Here is a 17,362-nt window from a genome sequence, read left to right as displayed (position 1 = left end):
TACCGGCAAACGTGCGCAGGCCATATCACGCAAAGTAAGGGGCTTATGGCTTAAGGGAATAAGGGTGGGTTTTGTCGTGAATGTTAGGCCTCATCGCAGGCAAGCCCGCTCCCACAGGGGTCGGAGTTGATTACACGATTTGTGACAAACACACATCCACTGTGGGAGCGGGCTTGCCTGCAATGGCGTCATCACTGACACCGTCATCATCCGCCAGCAACCACATATTCAGCCGCAACCCTGCCCCGACATTCTCGGCCCACAAACGCCCACCCTGGCGCTGCACCGCATTTCTGGCAATGCTCAAACCCAATCCAAATCCACCATCCCCCGGCCGTGACCCATCGAGCCGGATGAACGGCGAAAAAATCCGTTCAAGCTCCTCGTCAGCCACCCCACCGCCCTCGTCCTCCAGCCACAAGTGCCAGAAATCGCCATCGCGCCGACCACCGAGCGTCACAACACCGCCCTTGGGGGAATGACGAATGGCATTGCGCAGAATATTTTCCAGCGCCTGGGCCAGGGTATTGAGATTGCCGCGCACCCAGCAGGATGCCTCCACCGCACAGTGCAACTGACCCGCCGGCCAGCCACTTTCATAACAGGCGTTTTCCGTGAGCATTTCCCACAAGGCCTGAACCTGGATCGCTTCATCGGGCAACGGCGCGCGCTCGGTGTCGAGCCAGGCGAGTTGCAGGGCGTCCTCGACCAGACGCTGCATGCCGTCGACTTCCCGGCCAATGCGCTCACGCAGTTGCCCCAGGTCCTGCTCGCTTTCGCTGGCCACCCGTAGCCGGCTCAGCGGCGTGCACAATTCATGGGACAGGTCGCGCAGCAGTTGCTGTTGCAGGGCCACCGTGCTTTGCAGGCGCTCGGCCATGTGATCGAAGGCCCGGCCCAGTTCACCCAGTTCATCCGCGCGGTTGGTAGTGCGACTCGATAAACGCACAGTCAGTTGGTCGGCGCGCCACGCGTTGGCCTGTTCGCGCAGGCTGTTCAACGGGACGACCAGCAATCGATAGAGCCCCACGCACAGCAGCAGGGTGAACAGCCCGGGAATCACCCCATTGGTGATCACCCGCCAAAACACCCGGTAGCGGCCGGGCATGAAACGCTGAGGCAGCTCCATCACCAGGCTGCCGGCGGACGGGTCGTTGGGAAATGGAATTTTCAGCCACGGCAAGCCCTGGTGACGCCGACTCACCGGCCAATCCAGACCACGCAAAAAAGTCAGGCGCTGGATTTCCTGATTGGCCAGCGGGTAGTTACTCAGGGATTGCAAGTCGGCGCCGATGACACCGACCCAGGTCGACTCGCGCTGGCCAACACGCTGCAACCAGGCATCAATGCCTGCGCTCTGCTGTTCATTCCACGCCCGCTCCGCCTCGGCGGCGTAGCGCGTCAGGGTGCCCCTGGCCTCGTCGGACAGGAACAGGTTTTTCTTTTCCATGTAGCGGCCCCAGGACCAGCTCAACCAGATCATCAGCAGACAGAACGCCACCAACAAGCAAGCCAGTTTCCAGAACAGTGAATGCCGACCCGGCACGTCAGACCATTTCATCGGCCGCACTCAATACATACCCCTTGCCCCAGACCGTACGCACTTCACGCTCGGTATAGCCGATAGCCTTGAGCTTGCGGCGAATCTGGCTGATGTGCATGTCAAGGCTGCGGTCATGGGGCGCATAACCGCGCTGCAATACCTGCTGATAAAGGAACGCCTTGCTCAGGACTTCACCACCGTTGCGATTCAATGTATCCAGCAACCGATATTCGCTGCGAGTCAGGCCGGCGGCATGCTCGCCCATAAAGCTGTCGCACAGTTCATCGTCGAAACGCAGGTTGTCCATCGCAGGGGCAGTCGTTGCCGGCGCTGGCCGCCGATCGAGCGCCACCCGCCGCAGGATCGCCTCGATGCGCACCCGCAGCTCGGCCATGCTGAAAGGTTTGGGCAGGTAATCGTCGGCGCCGAGGCGAAAGCCACTGATGCGATCCGCCTCTGCGCCCAGCGCCGACATCAGCACCACCGGCGTGGAATGGCTCTGGCGCAATTGGGTCAGCACCGCCAGGCCATCCAGCCCCGGCAACAGAATATCCATCAACACCACATCGAAGGCTTGCTGGCGCGCAATGGCCAACCCTTCCTGGCCGTTCTGGCACCAGGTCACCTGAAAACCGCAGCGCCCCAGATGCTCATGGACATAAGCACCAAGCACCAGATCGTCTTCGATGGAGAGGATGCGGGGATGACCAACAGAGATGGGAGTCATGAGTATCTGCAAATAATTCTCAGTCGCCGATTATTCAAGATTGCTTCGCCAGGGGCAACCCAAGGTTTGCCCCCCCGAGACCAAAGCGTTGAACTGGCCGATGAATGACGACATCAATTTTACGAAGATTGCCCGCATGCAAATCGCTACACTGCGCAGGTGGCACGTGCCGGACGTATGTGCAGGTCAATAAACAGCTGGATGCGGGAGAGATGCGTGCTCAAGAAACTGGGAATTAAAGGCCGCGTGCTATTGCTGACCCTGTTGCCGACCACCCTGATGGCGCTGGTTCTGGGCGGCTATTTCACCTGGATGCAGCAATCGGACCTGCAATCCCAACTCATGCAGCGCGGCGAAATGATTGCCGAACAGCTGGCACCGCTGGTGGCCCCGGCGATGGGTCGCAAAGACAACGACCTGCTGGAACGCATCGCCACCCAGTTCCTGGAACAAACCGACGTGCGCGCGGTGACTTTCCTCGCCCCCGACCGCACACCGCTGGCTCACGCCGGCCCGACCATGCTCAATCAGGCCCCTTTGGGCAGCGGTTCACAGCTGCTGCGCCGCAGTGGCAATGACGCCACGCGCTATCTGCTGCCGGTGTTCGGCAAGCACCGCAACCTGGCCGGCGACCTGATCCCCGATGAAGCCGACCGCCTGCTGGGCTGGGTCGAACTCGAACTGTCACACAGTGGTATGTTGCTGCGCGGTTACCGCAGTCTGTTCGCCAGCCTGCTGCTGATCGGCGCAGGCCTGGTCGGTGCGGCGCTGTTAGCCTTGCGCATGGGCCGGACCATCAACCGGCCATTGAGCCAGATCAAACAAGCCGTGGCACAGCTCAAAGACGGTCATCTGGAAACCCGCCTGCCACCCCTCGGCAGCCAGGAGCTGGATGAACTGGCGTCCGGCATCAACCGCATGGCCGGTACGCTGCAGAACGCTCAGGAAGAATTGCAAAACAGCGTCGACCAGGCCACCGAAGACGTGCGTCAGAACCTGGAAACCATCGAAATCCAGAACATCGAGCTGGACCTGGCCCGCAAGGAAGCCCTGGAGGCGAGCCGGATCAAATCCGAGTTTCTGGCCAACATGAGCCATGAAATCCGCACACCGCTCAACGGCATTCTCGGCTTCACGCACTTGCTGCAAAAAAGCGAATTGACCCCACGCCAACTCGATTACCTGGGCACCATCGAAAAATCCGCCGACAGCTTGCTGGGGATCATCAACGAGATTCTCGACTTCTCGAAAATCGAGGCCGGCAAACTGGTGCTCGACCATATTCCGTTCAACCTGCGCGACCTGCTGCAAGACACCTTGAACATCCTCGCCCCGGCCGCCCACGCCAAAGAACTTGAGCTGGTGAGCCTGGTTTATCGCGATACGCCATTGTCGCTGGTGGGCGATCCGCTGCGACTCAAGCAGATCCTCACCAACCTTGTGAGCAACGCGATCAAGTTCACCCGCGAAGGCACCATCGTCGCCCGGGCCATGCTCGAAGAAGAGCATGAAGACAGCGTGCAACTGCGCATCAGCATTCAGGACACCGGCATCGGCCTGTCGAATCAGGACGTGCGCGCCTTGTTCCAGGCCTTCAGCCAGGCCGATAACTCGCTCTCCCGGCAACCTGGCGGCACCGGTCTGGGGCTGGTAATTTCCAAACGCCTGATCGAGCAGATGGGCGGCGAGATCGGCGTCGACAGCACACCGGGTGAAGGTTCGGAATTCTGGATCAGCCTGAGCCTGCCCAAAGCCCGCGACGACGCCGAAGACCTGCCCGGCCCACCCTTGCTCGGACATCGGGTGGCGGTCCTGGAAAACCATGAGCTGGCCCGTCAAGCCTTGCAGCATCAACTGGAAGACTGCGGTCTGGTAGTCACGCCGTTCAACACTCTGGAAAGCCTGGCCAACGGCGTGACCGGCGCTCATCAGACCGATCAGGCTATCGGCCTGGCAGTGCTCGGTATTACCAGCAACGACATGCCGCCGGAGCGCCTCAACCAGCATGTCTGGGACCTCGAACACCTGGGCTGCAGAGTGTTGGTGCTGTGCCCGACCACCGAACTGACGCTGTTCCACCTCTCGGTGCCCAACCCCCATAGCCAGCTGCAGTCCAAACCGGCCTGCACGCGCAAACTGCGTCGGGCCCTGTCCGATATGGTCAACCCGCGCCAGCAGCGCAGCGACCCCGGCGAGCCGCTTTCCAGCCGCGCGCCGAAGGTCCTTTGCGTCGATGACAACCCGGCCAATCTGCTGCTGGTGCAAACCCTGCTCGAAGACATGGGCGCCAAGGTGCTCGCGGTGGAAAGCGGTTACGCCGCAGTCAAGGCCGTGCAGAACGAGACCTTCGACCTGGTGCTGATGGACGTGCAGATGCCCGGCATGGATGGCCGCCAAAGCACCGAAGCCATTCGTCAGTGGGAAAGCGAGCGGCATTGCACGCCACTGCCGATCGTCGCCCTCACCGCCCACGCGATGGCCAACGAAAAACGCGCGTTGCTGCAAAGCGGCATGGATGACTACCTGACCAAACCCATCAGCGAACGGCAACTGGCGCAGGTGGTGTTGAAATGGACCGGTCTGGCGTTGCGTAATCTGGGACCGGAGCGCTCCAGCGAAAGCAATAACGGTAATGAGTTGCAGGTGCTCGACCACGACGAGGGCCTGCGCCTGGCGGCCGGCAAGGCTGATCTGGCGGCGGACATGCTGGCAATGCTGCTGGCCTCCCTGGAGGCTGACCGCGAGGCCATCCGCGTGGCCCGTGAAGCCAATGACCAGAATGCCCTGATCGAGCGAGTCCATCGCCTGCATGGGGCGACCCGTTATTGCGGCGTCCCGCAACTGCGCGCCGCCTGCCAGCGCAGTGAAACCCTGCTCAAGCAACAGGACGCAAAAGCCCCCGGCGCGCTGGAAGAACTCGAACGAGCCATCAATCGACTGGCGGCCCAGGCGCGCATCAATGCCTGATGCAGCGCAATAACGCTGGGCACCTTGAAGGCTAAGCTCAAGACCTTGTAGCAGCTGCCGAACGCAGGCTTCGCCAGCTGCTACAGGTAACTTCCGGGAGGACAGCATGCGCACGATTCTTTTCAGCAGCCAGACCTACGACCGCGACAGTTTTTTGAGCGCAGACCTGCCCGCCGGCATCGAGCTGCATTTTCAGCCGGCGCGACTGAGCCTCGATACGGTGGCGCTGGCGGAGCATCACGAAGTGGTCTGTGCCTTCATTAATGATGACCTCAGTGCTCCGGTACTCGAACGTCTGGCCGCGGGCGGCACACGCCTGATCGCTCTGCGCTCGGCCGGTTACAACCATGTCGACCTGGCGGTGGCCAAACGCCTGGGACTTTCGATTGTACGGGTTCCGGCTTACTCGCCTCACGCGGTGGCCGAACATGCGGTGGCGCTGATCCTGGCGCTTAACCGCCGCCTGCACCGTGCCTACAACCGTACTCGCGAGGGGGATTTCAGCCTGCACGGGTTGACCGGTTTCGACCTCGTGGGCAAGACCGTCGGCGTAGTCGGCACCGGGCAAATCGGCGCGACCTTCGCGAAAATCATGAACGGCTTCGGCTGTCGGTTGCTGGCCTGTGATCCTTACCCGAACCCGCAAGTCGAAGCGCTTGGGGCGCGCTACCTCAGCTTGCCGCAACTGCTGGCCGAGTCGCAGATCATCAGCCTGCATTGCCCGCTCAACGAACAGAGCAAACACTTGATCAACAGCGATTCACTGGCGCACATGCAGCCTGGCGCGATGTTGATCAACACCGGGCGCGGCGGTCTGGTGGACACGCCGGCGCTGATCGATGCGTTGAAGGACGGCCAATTGGGCTATCTGGGGCTGGACGTGTATGAAGAGGAGGCGCAGCTGTTCTTCGAGGATCGGTCCGACCTGCCGCTACAGGACGATGTGCTGGCGCGCCTGCTGACCTTTCCGAATGTGATCATCACCGCGCACCAGGCCTTCCTCACCCGCGAAGCCCTGGGCGCGATTGCCGCGACCACCCTGCAGAACATCGCGGCCTGGGCGGCCGGTTCGCCACAGAATCAAGTCGAGGGCTGACCGGCTCAGGCCTTGGACAAAAGAATCATCAGGGCCAGCCAGCCGAAGCCCAGCAAGCGTTGCCCCAGCGAATGCCCGCGACGCAGCAGGAACCAGACAAAAAACGGCGGCAGCAAGAAAATCATCAGTTTCAGCCAGAGTTCCACCGGACGCGGCCCGCCGGGCGCCGGTGCCGGGATCTGTGCCTCGACTTCGACTTTACGTTTGCGCCCGAAAGCGGCCGGGGTCACCCTGGGCACGCTCTCATTGGTCGGTAAACGCCCGAAAGAAAGAGGCGCCTGCGTAGGCGTTGCCGTCGACGTAGCCGCTTGCACTGCCACCGCAGGTGCACCGCAATGAATGCAAGCAGGCGCCTTGGAGCTGATGCGTTGCTTGCACTCAAAACATTCGATCAACGCCATTTCTGTTCCTTAGAGATGCAAAAGCGGCAGTGTGCCATGACTCGGCAGGTCATTTGAACCAGATCGAAGGTTACATGCCCGCGCCATGCTGCGTGCATGCCCGTGCTAGCATATCGCGCATATTTGGAGGACCCATGGTCGAACACGATTTCCGCTACAGCCTGATGAACCCGCAACACACCCTCACCGAATGCCGCGCCCTTGTGCCGGGGCGTTATCAAGTCACCGGCAACGGCGGCTCGATTCGTAATAACGACGTGCTGGTCGTGACCCTTAAAGGCAGCAAGGACTTGTCCATGCGCCTGACCGTCGAAACGGTTCGCCACCTGATCAATCCGCCGGGCCAATGGGTCGCGGTGGCCAGTGGTCCGGTGTTCGGCGAACTGGCGATCCACACCTGGAAAGTCAACTGCGACAGCTGCGCCAAAGAGCTGAGCTTTGAATTCGCGGTCGACGCCAAGTTGGGCAACAAGGCGGAAAAACCGGCGGCCACTGCGCGCATTGCCGAACTGGGCTGGACCACAGTCGGTGACAAGCACCTGTGCAAGAAGTGCCAGGAGCCTGCGTGATGAAACGCCTTGCTCTGACCGCCATGGCCGGCGCCAGCCTGTTGGGCTGTGCCGCCGAACCGGTGCAATTGCAACAAAATCGCAGCTACATTCTGGAATGGATCGGCGAGCGTCCGCTGATGGACTACAGCCATCTGACCATCACCCTCGATGAAGACGGTCGGGCCTATGGCAATGGCGGCTGCAACCACTGGTTCGCGCCGTATACCCTGGAAGGCGACAAGCTGAGCTTCGGCAAGATCGGCAGCACCCGCAAAATGTGTACGCCGGCGTTGATGGAGCAGGAAAAACGCTTCCTGCAGGCGCTGGAAAACGTGCAGCGTTGGGATGTATCACCGATCGACCAGATGCGCTTCTGGCCGGCGCAAGGCAAACCGTTGCGTTGGTGGCTTGAAGAGGGTTGATGCTCTCGCACCGATCGACTGATCGTTCCCACGCTCCACATGGGAATGCATCTAGTGACGCTCTGCGTCACAGGGACGCGGAGCGTCCCGGGCGGCATTCCCACGCAGAGCGTGGGAACGATCAAACAACTCAATTTTTAGCCTGCAACGCCTCAAGCTTCGCCATCACCCCCGCCGCCGTCTGCTCCCCCATCAACTGTTCCCGTACCTTGCCCTTGTCATCAATGATGTAAGTCACCGGCAACGCTTCACTGCGGGGCAATTCGAAAAGGTCGGCCGGGTCCTGGGCCAGCACGGTGAAGGCGATCCCCAGTTTCTCGCTGGCGCTTTTCAGCTCTTCGCCCTGCACATTGTCGAAGTTGACCCCGAACACCCCGATCTTCTTGCCCTTGAGCTGCTCGGCCAGCACGTTCAACTCGGGAATCTCGGTACGGCACGGGCCGCACCATTCGGCCCAGTAATTGAGCACCAGCCATTGTTTGTCCAGACGCTCGGCGGCGACTTTGTGACCGTTCTGGTCGACGCCATAGTCGTTGCCGCAGCCCCCCAGCAATAACGCTCCCAAGATCGCCAATGCCGCTGCCAGTCGCCTTGTCATGTCTCAATCCTTGTCAAAAATGGAATGCACCTGCGACCCATCGCCTCCCAAGGTTCTGGATTACGCGCCGCACAGTTAGAATAGCCGCCACTTTACGCAAGAAGCGACCCGCCCATGACCGATCTGACGCTTTATCACAACCCGCGCTGCTCGAAATCCCGCGGTGCGCTCGAATTGCTCGAAGCCCGTGGCCTGACGCCAACGGTAGTCCGCTACCTGGAAACCCCGCTGGACGCCGCGCAAATCCAGAGCCTGCTGAGCAAACTCGGCATCAGCGCCCGGCAATTGCTGCGCACCGGCGAGGACGAGTACAAAACGCTCAACCTGGCCGATAGCAATTTGAGCGAGGCACAATTGATCGCCGCCATCGCCGCACACCCGAAACTCATGGAGCGCCCGATTCTCGAAGTCGGCGACAAAGCCATCATCGGCCGCCCGCCGGAGAATGTGCTGGAGTTGCTGCCGTGAGCGCGCCGTACATTCTGGTGCTGTATTACAGCCGCAGCGGCTCGACCAATGAAATGGCCCGGCAGATTGCCCGTGGTGTCGAGCAAGCCGGCCTTGAAGCCCGATTGCGTACAGTGCCGGCGATTTCCAGTGAATGCGAAGCCGTGTCGCCGGACATTCCCGATGAAGGCGCGCTGTACGCCAGCCTCGACGACTTGAAGAACTGCGCCGGCCTGGCCCTCGGCAGCCCTACCCGGTTCGGCAACATGGCCGCACCGTTGAAGTACTTTCTCGATGGCACCAGCAACCTGTGGCTGACCGGCGCCCTGGTGGGCAAACCGGCCGGGGTCTTCACCTCCACCGCGAGCCTGCACGGCGGCCAGGAAACCACGCTGCTGTCGATGATGTTGCCGTTGCTGCACCACGGCATGCTGATCACCGGCCTGCCTTACAGCGAGTCGGCGCTGCTGGAAACCCGCGGTGGTGGCACGCCTTATGGCGCCAGCCATCACGCCGGTGCCGATGGCAAAAGTGGCTTGAATGAACACGAAGTTGCGCTGTGCCGAGCCTTGGGCCTGCGGTTGGCGAAGACTGCGCAAAAGTTGGTGAGCTGATATGGCCAAAAAGCCGAAGATTCTGCCTTCCATCGAATGGCTCGAACCGCGAGTACGGGCGATGCGCGTCATCAGCCTGCTGTGCTTTTTCGGCCTGGTGGGACTGCTCTGCGTCTACTATCTGGTGTTCGCCGATCTGCATGGCGCGCGGCCGTGGGTGATTCTGCTGATCGAACTGGTGCCGCTATTGTTGATGGCGCCGGGGATGATTGTCGGCAGCGCCCGCGGGCATTCGTGGATGTGTTTTGTGGTGAACCTGTATTTCATGAAGGGCGCATTGGCCGCGTATGACCCGAACCGGCAACTGTTCGGTTTACTGGAGATGGGCGCGAGCCTGGCGGTATTCTGCTCGGCCATGTTGTATGTGCGGTGGCGGTTTCAGTTGAACCGCAAGTTGGCGGGTGAAGGCGAGATTTCTGTCGCCTGATACACCACTATCGCGGGCAAGCCCGCTCCCACAGTGACCGGAGTCGTTCACAAATATTGTGCTCAAAACCATTACCTGTGGGAGCGGGCTTGCCCGCGAAGGGGTCGACTCGGTCTCAATGATTGACGGTGTAGGCCAGCATCATCGAAATCTGGCTCATCGGCCGCCCACCGCTCTCTTCGTGCCACTGGTTGAACGCATTTTGTACCGAGGCCAGGTCCCGCAAACTGCTCGGCACCTTGTCGACGATCTTCTGCGCACTCAGCGCCGCGACCACGTCGTAGCTCGGCACAAACGTGTCCTTGCCCACCATTCGCAAGAATCGCGGTGCCGATAACCCGCCCAACTGATGCCCGTGTTTTTTCAGGTAGGTCCACAAACCGACAATATCGGTCACCGGCCATTCGGCGATCAGGGCGCCAAAGCTGCCCTTCTCATGGGCCACGTCCAGAATGAACTGCGCGTTGCGCGGCACGCTCTTGAGCTTGCCCAAGTGGCGAATGATGCGCGCGTCCTGCATCAAGCGCTCCAGATGCTCGGCGCTCATCAGCACGACTTTTTCCGGGTCGAACTTGAAGAATACTTCTTCGAACGCCGGCCATTTGGCGTCCACCAGGCTGTGCTTGAGCCCGGCGCGGAATACCCGCAACGCCATGGTCGAGAGGTAGCGGTCGTCACTGATCTTGCGCAATTGCGCCGGGGTCTTGGGAACGGGCAGATGGGCTTCCAGTTCAGCCGCCGAACCGAAGCGGTTCAAGCAGTATTCGTTCAGCCACTTATAGTCGCGCATGCCCTCTCCTGAGGATTGAAGCGAAAAACCAACTGCGGGAGCGAGCCTGCTCGCGATGGCGCCGTATCAGTCAACACTGATGTGTCTGACAGAACGCTATCGCGAGCAGGCTCGCTCCCACACAATTTGTGTCAGAGATTGACCACGTTGACGAAGCGCGAAGCCGCGGTTTCATCGATCTTGAGGTTGGTGAAGTCAAACAGGTTGCGGTCTGCCAGTTGCGACGGGATCACGTTCTGCAAGCTGCGGAAAATGCTTTCGGTACGGCCCGGGGTCTTGCGTTCCCAGTCCTGCAACATCTCTTTAACCACTTGGCGTTGCAGGTTTTCCTGGGAGCCGCAGAGATTGCACGGGATGATCGGGAATTGCTTGAAATCCGAATAGGCCTGAATGTCTTTTTCGTTGCAGTAGGCCAGCGGGCGGATCACCACGTTGCGACCGTCGTCGGCACGCAGCTTCGGCGGCATGGCCTTGAGCGAGCCGTTGAAGAACATGTTCAGGAAGAACGTCTCGACGATATCGTCGCGATGGTGACCGAGGGCCATTTTGGTCGCGCCGATTTCATCGGCAAAGGTGTACAGCGTGCCGCGACGCAGGCGCGAGCACAGTGAGCAGGTGGTTTTGCCTTCCGGGATCAGCTCCTTGACCACCGAATAGGTGTCTTTCTCGACGATGTGGTACTCGATGCCCAGTTCTTTGAGGTAAGCCGGCAGCACGTGCTCGGGAAAACCTGGCTGCTTCTGGTCCATGTTCACGGCCACGATCTCGAACTTGATCGGGGCGACCTTCTGCAAATGCATCAGCACGTCGAGCATGGTGTAGCTGTCCTTGCCACCGGACAGGCAGACCATGACCTTGTCACCGTCTTCAATCATGTTGAAATCGGCGACAGCCTCACCGGCCTGGCGGCGCAGGCGCTTTTGCAGTTTGTTCTGGTTGACCGTAAGAGTGCCCATGACGCGAAATCCGTGAGGTGTGACGAAAGGTCGGCATTTTACGCAAAAACCCTTTCGGGGCGAAGAGCCCGAATTTTTCAAAGAAATTATGCGCCATCGCACCCTCTGTAGCAGCTGGCGAAGCCTGCGTTCGGCGGCGAAGCCGTCGTCAATCAAGTCTATGCGGTTTGCCTGACACACGGAGGTGGATGGTTTACGACGGCTTCGCCGCCGAACGCAGGCTTCGCCAGCTGCTACAGAACAGACCCGACGGCGATTAACAGGTTTGTTTACAGCGCGATTTGCTCTAAGCCCCTCGCACTATTACCGGTAACTCCTTTCTATACTGCGGCATAAGGTCGCACACATATTCAGACCTGTACTTACCTGGCCACTTTGGCCCGTAAGCGCTCCGCTGGGGGGCGATGGCAACAACAAGAGGAGTGACTGGCATGATCCATCACGTAGTGGGGCTCTTCACCCACCCTGACCAGGAATGGAAAGAAATCCGTGGCGACCAGGAGGAAAGCATCAGCCACATGTACCTCACGCACACCCTGATTCTGGCGGCGATCCCTGCCGTATCGGCGTTTATCGGCACCACGCAGGTCGGCTGGGTCATTGGTAATCGAGCGCCGGTCATGCTGACCATGGAAAGTGCGCTATGGATGACCATCATGTCGTACCTGGCGATGCTCGGCGGTGTCGCGGTGATGGGCGCGTTCATCCACTGGATGGCCCGCACCTATGACGCCAACCCAAGCCTGGCGCGCTGTGTCGCCTTCGCCACCTACACGGCAACTCCGCTGTTCATCGGTGGTCTGGCGGCGTTGTATCCGCACATGTGGCTGGGCATGATCGTCGGCACCGCGGCCATCTGCTACACGGTGTACCTGCTGTATGTGGGTTTGCCGACGTTCATGAACATTCCATCGGATGAGGGATTCCTGTTTTCAAGCTCGGTGCTCGCCGTAGGACTGGTGGTGCTGGTGGCGATCATGGCATTCACAGTGATTGTCTGGGGACTTGGCGTGGGGCCGGTCTATACCAATTAGCAACACACCCACCAAAAACAAGATCTGCCAACACAGGCCGCCGCAAGGCGGCCTTCTAATGCTCAAGGATAGAAAACGGTGACGACCATTCGGCGCCTCGGCGATTCGCAACTCCCGAGGGTTGCGGCATACTCGACGTCTCTGGAGATCCATCAAGCATGCCCGAGCAACTCAATACCCGCGTCGAAGACTGTTACCAACTAGCTGAATCCTTTTTCAAACGACCTTTCAAACGCCCCGTGGTGAGCCTCAAGCTGCGCGGGCAAAAAGCCGGTGTCGCGCATTTGCACGAGAACCTGCTGCGCTTCAATCCGCAGCTGTACCGGGAAAACACCGAAGACTTTCTCAAGCAGACCGTGGCGCATGAAGTCGCGCACCTGATCGCCCATCAACTGTTCGGCGACCGCATCCAGCCTCACGGCGAAGAGTGGCAACTGATCATGCGCGGTGTTTACGAACTGCCGCCCAATCGCTGCCATACCTACGACGTCAAACGCCGCAGCGTGACGCGCTACATCTACAAATGCCCGTGCGCCGACAGCGATTTCCCGTTTTCGGCCCAGCGTCATGGTTTGGTGCGGCAGGGGCGGCGGTATTTGTGTCGGCGGTGCAGAAGCACATTAGTGTTTAGTGGGGAGATGCGGGTCGAATAACCCATGATCGTTCCCACGCTCCGCGTCACAGTGGACGCGGAGCGTCCATGGCGGCATTCCCACGCGGAGCATGGGAACGATCAATCAACTCACTACTTTCGCCATACGCAACTCTTCGATGCGCTCAACACTAAACCCCAACTCCCCCAACACGTGATCCGTATGCTCACCCAGCCCCGCCCCGATATGCCGCGGCTCTGGCAACCCATCCGAAAACTTCAACGGGCAAGCCATCTGTGCCTGAGTCGAACCATCGCCCCTCGGCACCTGAGTGACCAATTCCCGCGCCTTCAATTGCGGATGTCGCACCGCTTCGCCCAGGCTCAACACCGGTTCGACGCACGCATCGACCCCGGCAAACAGCTCACACAACTCGGCAAAGTCGTATTTCTCGAATTCAACTTTCAAAGCCTCCTTGAGCGCCTGTTGCCGGGCCGGTTCGGGCGCCAACCCTTGGGCCGCCAGTTCCGGCCGGCCCAGCGCCGTGCAGAGTTGTTGCATGAACGCCGGCTCCAGACTGCCCACCGACAACCAGCGTCCATCGCGCGAGCGGTAGTAGTCGTAGAAGCTGCCACCATTGAGCATCTGATTTTCCCTGCCCGGCTCCATGCCACAGGCCAGGTACCCGGCACCGGCCATGGCATTCAGGCTGAAGGCGCAGTCGGTCATGCTCACATCCAGATGCTGCCCCTGCCCGGTCTGCTGTCGCGCGATCACCGCCGCCAGCAGGCCGATCACCCCGTGTAGCGAGCCACCGGCGACATCCGCCACCTGCATGCCCAACGGCACCGGCCCGCTGTCGGCACGACCGGTGTAGCTCGAAAGCCCCGCCAACGCCAGGTAGTTGATGTCGTGGCCGGCGCGATCCTTGTAGGGGCCGGTCTGGCCATAACCGGTGATCGACACATAAATCAGCTTCGGGTTGATCGCCTTCAAGGCTTCATACCCCAAACCGAGCCGGTCCATCACGCCGGGACGAAACTGCTCCAGCACGATGTCGTGGTCCTGCAGCAATTGCTTGATCACCTCCAGCGCCTCGGGCTGCTTGAGGTCCAGGGCCAGGCTGCGCTTGTTGCGATTGAGGTACGCGTGGCTGGCCGACACGCCTTGATCATGCGGCGGCAATACTCGCAGCAGGTCCATGCGGGTCGGCGATTCGATGCGCAGCACCTCGGCGCCCATGTCTGCCAGCAGCAACGAGGCGAACGGCCCCGGCAGCAGTGTCGAGAAATCCAGAATCTTGAGTGATGCCAGTGGACCGAGCATAAGTGTTCTCCCGTGCGATCCCCCAAGCCTAGGCAGCCGAGGACATTGCAGCAATCACCTTATGTGTCAGTGGCGGTGACCGTTGCGCTCAAATCGCAGGCATGAAAAAACCCGCCGAAGCGGGTTTTTCATGCAGCCAGAGTACTTACTTGACGCCAGCCGGGGTTGGGCCTTCAGCCACGCCCAGGTCATCTTCTTCGCGAGTATCGGAGATACCGCGACCGCCAGAAGCCAGCTCGACTTGCAGTTTGTCTTCGTCCAGCTCTTTCACCCACTTGGCAACCACGAGGGTGGCCACGGCGTTACCAACAAGGTTGGTCAGCGCACGGGCTTCGGACATGAAGCGGTCGATACCGAGGATCAGCGCCAGGCCGGCCACCGGCAGAGTACCCACGGCCGACAGGGTGGCTGCCAGCACGATGAAGCCACTACCAGTCACACCCGCCGCACCTTTGGAGGACAACAGCAGCACCAGCAGCAAGGTGATCTGGTGAGTCAGGTCCATCGGCGTATCAGTCGCCTGAGCGATGAACACAGCCGCCATGGTCAGGTAGATCGACGTACCGTCGAGGTTGAACGAGTAGCCAGTCGGGATCACCAGACCCACAACCGATTTCTGCGCACCCAGGCGTTCCATCTTGATCAGCATGCGTGGCAACGCGGATTCCGAAGAGGAAGTGCCCAGCACGATCAGCAGTTCTTCACGGATGTAGCGAATCAGTTTGACGACGCTGAAACCGTGCGCGCGGCAGATGGCGCCCAGTACAACGAGCACAAACACGATGCAGGTGATGTAGAAGCAGATCATCAACTGACCCAGTTGCACCAGCGAACCGACACCGTAGGCACCGATGGTGAAAGCCATCGCACCGAACGCGCCGACTGGAGCGAGCTTCATGATCATGTTGATGATGTTGAACATCACGTGAGCAAAGCGATCGATGAAGTCCAGCACCGGTTTGCCGTAGGCACCCAGGCGATGCAGGGCGAAACCGAAGATCACCGAGAACATCAGCACTTGCAGGATGTCGCCGTTGGCGAAGGCGCCGACGATGGTGTTAGGGATCACGTTGAGGACAAAAGCAATGATGCTCTGGTCTTTACCGGCCGAGATGTAGCCAGCGATTTTGCTGGTGTCCAGGGTCGTCACGTCGATGTGCATGCCGGCGCCCGGTTGCACGACGTTGACCACGACCAGACCTATCAGCAAGGCAATGGTGGAGACGATTTCGAAGTACAGCAGCGCATAGCCGCCTGTCTTGCCGACCGATTTCATGTTCTGCATGCCGGCGATACCACTGACGACGGTACAGAAGATGATCGGTGCGATGACCATTTTGATCAGTTTGATGAACCCGTCACCCAGCGGCTTGAGGGCTACACCGGTCTGCGGGTAGAAGTGACCGAGCAGGATGCCGATAGCGATGGCAACGATCACCTGGAAGTACAGGGATTTATACAGTGGCTGACGAGTCGTCATTGCAAAGTTCCTCAAGAGTGCCTCAGAACAACATCCATCTGTTGTCCCTGACACCTCAATTGCGAACCCTCCTGCACTGGAGGGATTTGTTTTGTCGAGCTGCGCTACGGCAGACCTCTGCGGCTTGTATCGCAAGCCTCGTGCCACCTTCGGAAAAAAACCTGCCAGCCTTGTGACATCAAGGGTTACAGGTTTTTTTGGGTCGCTAACCAGTCACAACGATGTGGCGGATTTCCGCCCACCAGCCAAACCTCGTCCTGCAATTTGGCGGATATCCGCCTTGTCCATCCTCGACGGGCACCGCTACCATCCATTGCTCAGTGGACGGACCTGCTCCCTATGCGCGAACGCACCATCGCCAGCCATTTCGCCCGTGCCGCCCTCGGTGGCGCGCGCCGGCGTGGCTACGACTATTCGAGTCTGTTGCAGCAACTGGGGATCAGCCCCGAGTTGCTTGAGGAGCCGCGCGCCCGAATCGCGCCCGAGCAGTTCGCCCGATTGATCCAGGGGCTGTGGCTGGCTCTGGACGACGAATACTTGGGCTTTGGGCAGGCACCGAGCAAACCCGGCAGCTTCGCGATGATGTGCCACGCGGTGATCCATTGCCGCACGCTGGAGAAAGCGCTCAATCGCGGTTTATTGTTTTACAGCCTGTTCCCCGGCGCGCCGCGTCTGACGCTGAGCCGCGAAGGCGACATGGTTCGCCTGAGCCTGGACGATTCGCCGCTGTGGGACCCGGACCATTTCCTTAGCGAAAGCCTGTTGGTGATCTGGCATCGGTTCGGCAGCTGGCTGATTGGCCAGCGCATTCGTCTGGAGCAGGCCACGTTCAGCTACCCGAGGCCCGAACACGGGGCCGAATACGACTTGCTGTTTTCCTGCCCGCTGAGCTTTTCCACCGTAAAGAGCACAACGGCGCAAAGCAGTCTGCTATTTCACAGTCGCTACCTGAATATGCCGCTGTTGCAGGACGAACGAACCCTCAAGCACTTTCTCGAGCGCTCCCCCGCCGACCTGCTATCGCGCCCCGATGAAGGCGACAGCCTGAGCAGCCAATTGCGGCGCTTGCTCAGCCGCGACAGTGCGCGCTGGCCGGACCTGGAAGCCGTGGCCGCGCACCTGCACGTCAGCCCGCAAACCTTGCGTCGGCATTTGCGCGAAGAAGGCACCAGTTTTCAGGAATTGAAGGACCAGTTGCGTCGGGACATTGCGATTTATCATTTGGGACGGGCGGATCTGTCGTTGCAACAGATTGCCGAGCAACTGGGGTTTTCCGAGCCGTCGGCGTTTCACCGGGCGTTCAAGAAGTGGACGGGGTTGACGCCGGGGGCCTATCGGGCGCAGGAGAGCTGATCGTTCCCACGCTCTGCGTGGGAATGCAGCCCGGGAC

At 60.2% G+C, this 17,362-nt stretch carries 18 protein-coding genes; 10 read left to right on the top strand and 8 right to left on the bottom strand.

Features of this window, described 5'->3' with window-relative positions; all coding sequences use genetic code 11:
• Nucleotides 1–130: 130 nt before the first annotated feature.
• Together MMG91_RS17525 and MMG91_RS17520 are read right to left on the bottom strand one after the other, a co-directional pair.
• Nucleotides 131–1,561 (bottom strand): sensor histidine kinase, encoded by a 1,431-nt coding sequence (locus tag MMG91_RS17525; protein ID WP_310660257.1) that lies wholly within the window; start codon nt 1,559–1,561, stop codon nt 131–133.
• Nucleotides 1,548–2,270, bottom strand: a complete 723-nt coding sequence (locus tag MMG91_RS17520; protein ID WP_310660256.1) for a response regulator transcription factor — start codon at nt 2,268–2,270, stop codon at nt 1,548–1,550. The genes MMG91_RS17525 and MMG91_RS17520 overlap by 14 nt, the downstream gene beginning before the upstream one ends.
• A gap of 216 nt (nt 2,271–2,486) precedes the next feature.
• Between MMG91_RS17520 and MMG91_RS17515 the strand changes: the two genes are divergently transcribed.
• Together MMG91_RS17515 and MMG91_RS17510 are read left to right on the top strand one after the other, a co-directional pair.
• Nucleotides 2,487–5,237: a response regulator gene (locus MMG91_RS17515; RefSeq protein WP_305448685.1), complete on the top strand. Its 2,751-nt coding sequence runs from the start codon at nt 2,487–2,489 to the stop codon at nt 5,235–5,237.
• A gap of 106 nt (nt 5,238–5,343) precedes the next feature.
• A complete protein-coding gene (locus tag MMG91_RS17510) occupies nt 5,344–6,333 on the top strand; it encodes a 2-hydroxyacid dehydrogenase (protein ID WP_310660255.1) in 990 nt (329 codons plus the stop codon).
• Nucleotides 6,334–6,338: 5 nt separating this feature from the next.
• On the opposite strand, the gene MMG91_RS17505 is transcribed toward MMG91_RS17510, so the two are convergent.
• Complete coding sequence (locus MMG91_RS17505; RefSeq protein ID WP_310660254.1) at nt 6,339–6,734, bottom strand: hypothetical protein; 396 nt, start codon at nt 6,732–6,734, stop codon at nt 6,339–6,341.
• Between the two features lie 134 nt (nt 6,735–6,868).
• Here MMG91_RS17505 and MMG91_RS17500 point away from each other — a divergent pair, with 134 nt between their 5' ends.
• Together MMG91_RS17500 and MMG91_RS17495 are read left to right on the top strand one after the other, a co-directional pair.
• On the top strand, nt 6,869–7,303 hold the full coding sequence (locus tag MMG91_RS17500; RefSeq protein ID WP_305448682.1) for a hypothetical protein: 435 nt from the start codon (nt 6,869–6,871) through the stop codon (nt 7,301–7,303).
• Nucleotides 7,303–7,707 carry an META domain-containing protein gene (locus MMG91_RS17495; RefSeq protein WP_310660253.1) on the top strand — a complete coding sequence of 135 codons (405 nt, stop codon included), beginning with the start codon at nt 7,303–7,305 and terminating at the stop codon, nt 7,705–7,707. The genes MMG91_RS17500 and MMG91_RS17495 overlap by 1 nt, the downstream gene beginning before the upstream one ends.
• A gap of 130 nt (nt 7,708–7,837) precedes the next feature.
• On the opposite strand, the gene MMG91_RS17490 is transcribed toward MMG91_RS17495, so the two are convergent.
• Entirely contained in the window at nt 7,838–8,305 is a 468-nt protein-coding gene (locus MMG91_RS17490; RefSeq protein WP_305448681.1) for a TlpA disulfide reductase family protein, read from the bottom strand.
• Nucleotides 8,306–8,419: 114 nt separating this feature from the next.
• Between MMG91_RS17490 and arsC the strand changes: the two genes are divergently transcribed.
• Genes arsC through MMG91_RS17475 form a run of 3 tightly spaced genes read left to right on the top strand, consistent with a single transcriptional unit; the run spans nt 8,420 to nt 9,793 of the window.
• A complete protein-coding gene (gene arsC, locus MMG91_RS17485) occupies nt 8,420–8,773 on the top strand; it encodes an arsenate reductase (glutaredoxin) (protein ID WP_305448680.1) in 354 nt (117 codons plus the stop codon).
• A complete protein-coding gene (gene wrbA / locus MMG91_RS17480) occupies nt 8,770–9,366 on the top strand; it encodes an NAD(P)H:quinone oxidoreductase (protein WP_253548603.1) in 597 nt (198 codons plus the stop codon). The genes arsC and wrbA overlap by 4 nt, the downstream gene beginning before the upstream one ends.
• Before the next feature lies 1 nt (nt 9,367).
• Complete coding sequence (locus MMG91_RS17475; RefSeq protein ID WP_310660252.1) at nt 9,368–9,793, top strand: DUF2069 domain-containing protein; 426 nt, start codon at nt 9,368–9,370, stop codon at nt 9,791–9,793.
• Nucleotides 9,794–9,908: 115 nt separating this feature from the next.
• On the opposite strand, the gene MMG91_RS17470 is transcribed toward MMG91_RS17475, so the two are convergent.
• Both MMG91_RS17470 and ttcA read right to left on the bottom strand, forming a co-directional pair.
• Nucleotides 9,909–10,583 (bottom strand): DNA-3-methyladenine glycosylase I, encoded by a 675-nt coding sequence (locus tag MMG91_RS17470; RefSeq protein ID WP_305448678.1) that lies wholly within the window; start codon nt 10,581–10,583, stop codon nt 9,909–9,911.
• 131 nt (nt 10,584–10,714) lie between these two features.
• Nucleotides 10,715–11,539: a tRNA 2-thiocytidine(32) synthetase TtcA gene (gene ttcA, locus MMG91_RS17465; RefSeq protein WP_305448677.1), complete on the bottom strand. Its 825-nt coding sequence runs from the start codon at nt 11,537–11,539 to the stop codon at nt 10,715–10,717.
• Nucleotides 11,540–11,970: 431 nt separating this feature from the next.
• Here ttcA and MMG91_RS17460 point away from each other — a divergent pair, with 431 nt between their 5' ends.
• Complete coding sequence (locus MMG91_RS17460) at nt 11,971–12,573, top strand: Yip1 family protein (RefSeq protein ID WP_030131100.1); 603 nt, start codon at nt 11,971–11,973, stop codon at nt 12,571–12,573.
• A 158-nt stretch (nt 12,574–12,731) separates the two neighbouring features.
• A complete protein-coding gene (locus MMG91_RS17455) occupies nt 12,732–13,226 on the top strand; it encodes a SprT family zinc-dependent metalloprotease (protein ID WP_033055255.1) in 495 nt (164 codons plus the stop codon).
• Nucleotides 13,227–13,310: 84 nt separating this feature from the next.
• Here the strand turns inward: MMG91_RS17455 and MMG91_RS17450 are convergent, their stop codons facing one another.
• Together MMG91_RS17450 and MMG91_RS17445 are read right to left on the bottom strand one after the other, a co-directional pair.
• On the bottom strand, nt 13,311–14,492 hold the full coding sequence (locus MMG91_RS17450; protein WP_310660251.1) for a CaiB/BaiF CoA-transferase family protein: 1,182 nt from the start codon (nt 14,490–14,492) through the stop codon (nt 13,311–13,313).
• 145 nt (nt 14,493–14,637) lie between these two features.
• Nucleotides 14,638–15,972 (bottom strand): dicarboxylate/amino acid:cation symporter, encoded by a 1,335-nt coding sequence (locus MMG91_RS17445; protein WP_310660250.1) that lies wholly within the window; start codon nt 15,970–15,972, stop codon nt 14,638–14,640.
• A 339-nt stretch (nt 15,973–16,311) separates the two neighbouring features.
• Between MMG91_RS17445 and MMG91_RS17440 the strand changes: the two genes are divergently transcribed.
• Nucleotides 16,312–17,325 carry an AraC family transcriptional regulator gene (locus tag MMG91_RS17440; protein ID WP_310660249.1) on the top strand — a complete coding sequence of 338 codons (1,014 nt, stop codon included), beginning with the start codon at nt 16,312–16,314 and terminating at the stop codon, nt 17,323–17,325.
• Nucleotides 17,326–17,362 lie beyond the last annotated feature (37 nt).

This window comes from Pseudomonas sp. JL3, from assembly GCF_031570575.1.
In the GTDB taxonomy this organism is placed as follows: domain Bacteria; phylum Pseudomonadota; class Gammaproteobacteria; order Pseudomonadales; family Pseudomonadaceae; genus Aquipseudomonas; species Aquipseudomonas cucumis.
The sequence above is the reverse complement of the archived record's forward strand: the minus strand, read 5'-3'. Positions and strand labels throughout refer to the sequence as shown.

Excerpts from the sequence above, each read along its gene's own strand:
- MMG91_RS17525 (WP_310660257.1), bottom strand. The coding sequence starts at position 1,561 with ATGAAATGGTCTGACGTGCCGGGTCGGCATTCACTGTTCTGGAAACTG.
- MMG91_RS17520 (WP_310660256.1), bottom strand. The coding sequence starts at position 2,270 with ATGACTCCCATCTCTGTTGGTCATCCCCGCATCCTCTCCATCGAAGAC.
- MMG91_RS17510 (WP_310660255.1), top strand. The coding sequence starts at position 5,344 with ATGCGCACGATTCTTTTCAGCAGCCAGACCTACGACCGCGACAGTTTT.
- MMG91_RS17505 (WP_310660254.1), bottom strand. The coding sequence starts at position 6,734 with ATGGCGTTGATCGAATGTTTTGAGTGCAAGCAACGCATCAGCTCCAAG.
- MMG91_RS17500 (WP_305448682.1), top strand. The coding sequence starts at position 6,869 with ATGGTCGAACACGATTTCCGCTACAGCCTGATGAACCCGCAACACACC.
- MMG91_RS17495 (WP_310660253.1), top strand. The coding sequence starts at position 7,303 with ATGAAACGCCTTGCTCTGACCGCCATGGCCGGCGCCAGCCTGTTGGGC.
- MMG91_RS17490 (WP_305448681.1), bottom strand. The coding sequence starts at position 8,305 with ATGACAAGGCGACTGGCAGCGGCATTGGCGATCTTGGGAGCGTTATTG.
- arsC (WP_305448680.1), top strand. The coding sequence starts at position 8,420 with ATGACCGATCTGACGCTTTATCACAACCCGCGCTGCTCGAAATCCCGC.
- MMG91_RS17475 (WP_310660252.1), top strand. The coding sequence starts at position 9,368 with ATGGCCAAAAAGCCGAAGATTCTGCCTTCCATCGAATGGCTCGAACCG.
- MMG91_RS17470 (WP_305448678.1), bottom strand. The coding sequence starts at position 10,583 with ATGCGCGACTATAAGTGGCTGAACGAATACTGCTTGAACCGCTTCGGT.
- ttcA (WP_305448677.1), bottom strand. The coding sequence starts at position 11,539 with ATGGGCACTCTTACGGTCAACCAGAACAAACTGCAAAAGCGCCTGCGC.
- MMG91_RS17460 (WP_030131100.1), top strand. The coding sequence starts at position 11,971 with ATGATCCATCACGTAGTGGGGCTCTTCACCCACCCTGACCAGGAATGG.
- MMG91_RS17455 (WP_033055255.1), top strand. The coding sequence starts at position 12,732 with ATGCCCGAGCAACTCAATACCCGCGTCGAAGACTGTTACCAACTAGCT.
- MMG91_RS17450 (WP_310660251.1), bottom strand. The coding sequence starts at position 14,492 with ATGCTCGGTCCACTGGCATCACTCAAGATTCTGGATTTCTCGACACTG.
- MMG91_RS17445 (WP_310660250.1), bottom strand. The coding sequence starts at position 15,972 with ATGACGACTCGTCAGCCACTGTATAAATCCCTGTACTTCCAGGTGATC.
- MMG91_RS17440 (WP_310660249.1), top strand. The coding sequence starts at position 16,312 with ATGCGCGAACGCACCATCGCCAGCCATTTCGCCCGTGCCGCCCTCGGT.